The sequence below is a fragment of the Cellulomonas sp. genome (assembly GCF_036279715.1).
Taxonomy (GTDB): Bacteria; Actinomycetota; Actinomycetes; order Actinomycetales; family Cellulomonadaceae; genus Cellulomonas_A.
In genome coordinates, this window is record NZ_DASUIR010000055.1 from 1 (window position 1) to 3,637 (window position 3,637).

Consider the following 3,637-nt stretch of genomic DNA (forward strand, 5'->3'; position numbering starts at 1 on the left):
TGCCGACCGTCACCGCGAGGCCGATGAGGATCGAGCCGGTCACCGCGAACGAGAAGTCGTACGGGTTCCAGACGAAGAACACCGCGGCCGCGGCCAGGAGGACCGCCGGGACCCAGGTCACGAGCCAGGTGACGACGACGCCACCCGGGACGCGATACGGCCGGGGCCGGTCGGGGTCGAGGCGACGCAGCTTGGCGAACGCCAGCATCATCACGATGTACGGCAGCAGGAAGATGACCGACGAGAACGCGAACAGGTTCCAGAACACGTCGTCGATCGCCCCGCCGGTCAGCGAGAACAGGCCGGCGTACCCGAGCGTGAAGACCGTGCCGACGATCGAGCAGAGCAGCGCGGCGCCGATCGGGGTGCCGCGCGTCGCGTGCGTCCTGGCGAAGATCGGGGGGAGGTCACCCTGCGCGGCGGCCTCGGCGGCGGCGAGGTTGGCCCCGATGGTCCACGGTACGAGGCTCGCGAAGAAGCAGAAGAGGGCGCCGATGCCGAGGATCGAGACCACGACGCTGGCGACACCCGAGTCGCCGAAGCCGCGGCGCAGCGCGTCGACGAGGCCGGTCGTCTGGGAGATCTCGTCGGCCGGGAAGATCAGCTGCATGCCGATCGTCGCGACGAGGTAGAAGCCGCCGATGAGGACCCCCGCGATCGCGATGGTCCGGGGGACGTCGCGCTTGGGGTTCTCCATCTGCGTCGAGGCCGACGACATGAGCTCGAAGCCGAGGAAGTTGTAGATCACGATCGGCAGCGCGGCGATGAAGGCGGGGAGCGCGTCGGTCGGGATGACGCTGCTGACCGTCCACGAGGTCGCGGAGCCGTGCGCCGAGGCGTAGATCCCGCCCGCGACGGCGAGGGCGACGATCACGGCGATCGTGATGCCGGCGCCGACGTTGGACACCCACGTGCCCGTCTTCAGGCTGCGGATGTTGACCCAGAAGTTGATCCAGATCAGCGTGACGGTGATGGCCACCTGGACCCAGAAGTTCAGCTCACCACCGAAGAACATCGAGGAGATCGCGCCGGAGAACATCAGGTAGACGCTCGGGACCCAGAGGCCCACGTTGAGCCAGTACCACCACGAGACCCGGCTGCCCCACCGGTTGCCGAACGCCCGGACCACCCAGGCGTAGATGCCGCCGGCGTCGGGGTAGGCGGACCCGAGCTCGCTCGTGACCAGCCCGTACGGGATGAAGAACACGACGATGATGGCCACGGTCCAGAAGATCGCGGTCGGGCCGACGGCGGCGGTCACGGTCAGCTGCGAGAGCAGCAGCATCGCTGCCACGGAGAAGAGCACCATGTCGAACATCCGGAAGGTCGGGCGACCGGTCGCTCGACCCTCCGTCGGAGGCCTGTCTGTCTGCACGGTCATTGCTCTGCTCCTTTGCGTGACGAACCGTTGCTACGAGGTGCGCTCGGACGCGGCACGTCAGGCAGAGATCAGATCGTGCGGGCCGTGATCGGGGTTCCCGCGGCTCGTCGTCCGACATGTACAAACGTACAACATTCGATGTTGTACAAAAGTACATGTGGCGACCGGTGCCCCTAGGGACCAAGGTCCTTCCGGCATCGACGGCGCGGCTACGGCGCGAGGCACAGCCGCCGGACGACGACCCGCAGCCGGTCCGACAGGTCGGCGACGGTCAGCTCGCCGTTCGAGACGGCCTCGAGCATGAGCCCGTCGACCAGGCACGCGACGATCTGCACGACGCCGGCCCGGGGGAGGTCGGGGTCGCTCGGCGGCAGCACGCGATCGACCAGCGAGCCGATCATGCGCGACCACTCCCGCGCCTCCTCGCGCACCGTCACGTTCCGGGTCGCCTCCATGAACATCTCGAACAGCGCGAGGTCGTAGAGGGGGTCTGCGACGGTCTTGTCGAAGAACATCTCGGTGAGCACCTCGACCGACCGGTCGATCGTCAGGGCCTCGTCGAGCGCGTCCACGATCGACGCGAGCCGGACCGCCTCGCTCGCCCGCGCGTGCGCCATGGTCTGCAGCAGGAGGTCGTCGCGGTCGGTGAAGTAGTACGTCGTCGACCCGAGCGGCACGTGCGCGACCTTCGCGACGGCTCGGTGGGTCACGGCGCTCGCGCCACCGGTCCCGAAGACCCGGACGGACGCGTCGAGGATCTGCTCCCGCTTGCGCTCACCCGTCGACGTCCTCGGCCGCGGGCCCTCGCCCCGCACCGGTGCTGTGTGCGCCCCGCTCATCTGGTCCACTCCCGTGCTCGATGCCGACCGTCGCGACCGTTCGGACCAGGGGCACCGTCACGCGATGTCGTCCGACGGCGGAGCCCGTCGCGTGGTCAGGCTACCGCCGCGTGAGCTACGTTCGGCCGGTGCCGCAACCCACCGTCGAGCTCGTGAGGTGCGGCCGATGAGCACGGCGGCCGTGATCGGTGGCGGTCCTGCGGGCCTGATCGCTGCCGAGGTGCTGGCCCGGGCTGGCGTGACGGTGACGGTCTACGACCGGATGCCGTCGGTCGGCCGCAAGTTCCTCCTCGCGGGCCACGGTGGACTGAACATCACCCATTCCGAGGCCCGGGACCGGATGCTGGCCCGGTACGGCCGATCGGCCGACCGGCTCGCGCCGATGCTCGACGTGTTCGGCCCGGACGACCTCCGCGACTGGTGCGCGGGGCTGGGTGAGCCGACGTTCGTCGGGTCGAGCGGCCGGGTGTTCCCGCAGGCGTTCCGGGCGACCCCGCTGTTCCGCGCCTGGTTGGCGCGCCTGGCCGAGCTCGGCGTGCGGATCGAGACCCGGCATCGCTGGACGGGGTGGACGGACGAGCCTGGCGGCCTGCGCTTCACGGCGGCCGACGGCGGCACGGTCGAGGTTGTCCCCGACGCCGCGATCCTCGCGCTCGGCGGGGCGTCGTGGCCGCGGCTCGGGTCGGACGGCGGATGGGTCGGACTGCTCTCGGACCGCGGTGTGGTCGTGACTCCCCTCCGGCCGGCGAACGTCGGCGTGCGCGTCGAGTGGACGTCCACGTTCGCGGACCGGTTCGCGGGGACGCCGCTGAAGAACGTGGGCCTGGCGGTCCGCGGGCGCCGCGCCCAGCAGGGGGTGCGCGGCGACGCGATGGTGACGCGGTCGGGCATCGAGGGCGGCCCGGTCTATGCGAGCGGCGCTGCGATCCGCGACGCTCTCGACGCCGACGGACGGTGCGCCCTCGAGGTCGACCTCCGCCCCGACCTCACGGCCGACCAGCTCGCCGACCGGTTGCGGCACCGCCGGCCGAAGGACTCGGGCTCGACCTGGCTGCGCCGCTCGATCGGTCTCGACCCGGTCGCGATCGCCCTGCTGCGGGAGTCCGGCGGCGCGCTGCCGAGCGACCCGGCCGTGACGGCCGCCCTGGTCAAGGCGGTGCCGGTCGTGGTGACCGCGACCATGCCGATCGACCGCGCGATCTCGACCGCGGGCGGCATCTCCTGGTCGGAGGTCGACGACTCTCTGATGCTGCGGCGGCTGCCCGGCACGTTCGTCGCGGGGGAGATGCTCGACTGGGAGGCGCCCACCGGCGGCTACCTGCTGCAGGCCTCGTTCAGCACCGGCGTGGTCGCGGCGCAGGGCGCGCTGGCGTGGTTCCGCCGCGATGCCGAGTCGGGCTCTCGGTAGCGCCTGGCC

The 3,637-nt window shown here is 71.0% G+C and carries 3 protein-coding genes; 1 reads left to right on the forward strand and 2 read right to left on the reverse strand.

Annotation, left to right across the window (positions count from 1 at the left end):
• Together VFW79_RS06055 and VFW79_RS06060 are read right to left on the reverse strand one after the other, a co-directional pair.
• Window positions 1-1,381: APC family permease (locus VFW79_RS06055; protein WP_329676419.1), on the reverse strand; the 1,381-nt coding region annotated here is incomplete at its 3' end.
• 209 nt (window positions 1,382-1,590) lie between these two features.
• Complete coding sequence (locus tag VFW79_RS06060) at window positions 1,591-2,220, reverse strand: TetR/AcrR family transcriptional regulator (RefSeq protein ID WP_329676420.1); 630 nt, start codon at window positions 2,218-2,220, stop codon at window positions 1,591-1,593.
• A 166-nt stretch (window positions 2,221-2,386) separates the two neighbouring features.
• On the opposite strand from VFW79_RS06060, the gene VFW79_RS06065 reads away from it, so the two are divergent.
• Window positions 2,387-3,628, forward strand: coding sequence for a TIGR03862 family flavoprotein (locus VFW79_RS06065; protein WP_329676421.1), 1,242 nt, complete (start codon window positions 2,387-2,389; stop codon window positions 3,626-3,628).
• Window positions 3,629-3,637 lie beyond the last annotated feature (9 nt).

Excerpts from the sequence above, each read along its gene's own strand:
- VFW79_RS06060 (WP_329676420.1), bottom strand. The coding sequence starts at position 2,220 with ATGAGCGGGGCGCACACAGCACCGGTGCGGGGCGAGGGCCCGCGGCCG.
- VFW79_RS06065 (WP_329676421.1), top strand. The coding sequence starts at position 2,387 with ATGAGCACGGCGGCCGTGATCGGTGGCGGTCCTGCGGGCCTGATCGCT.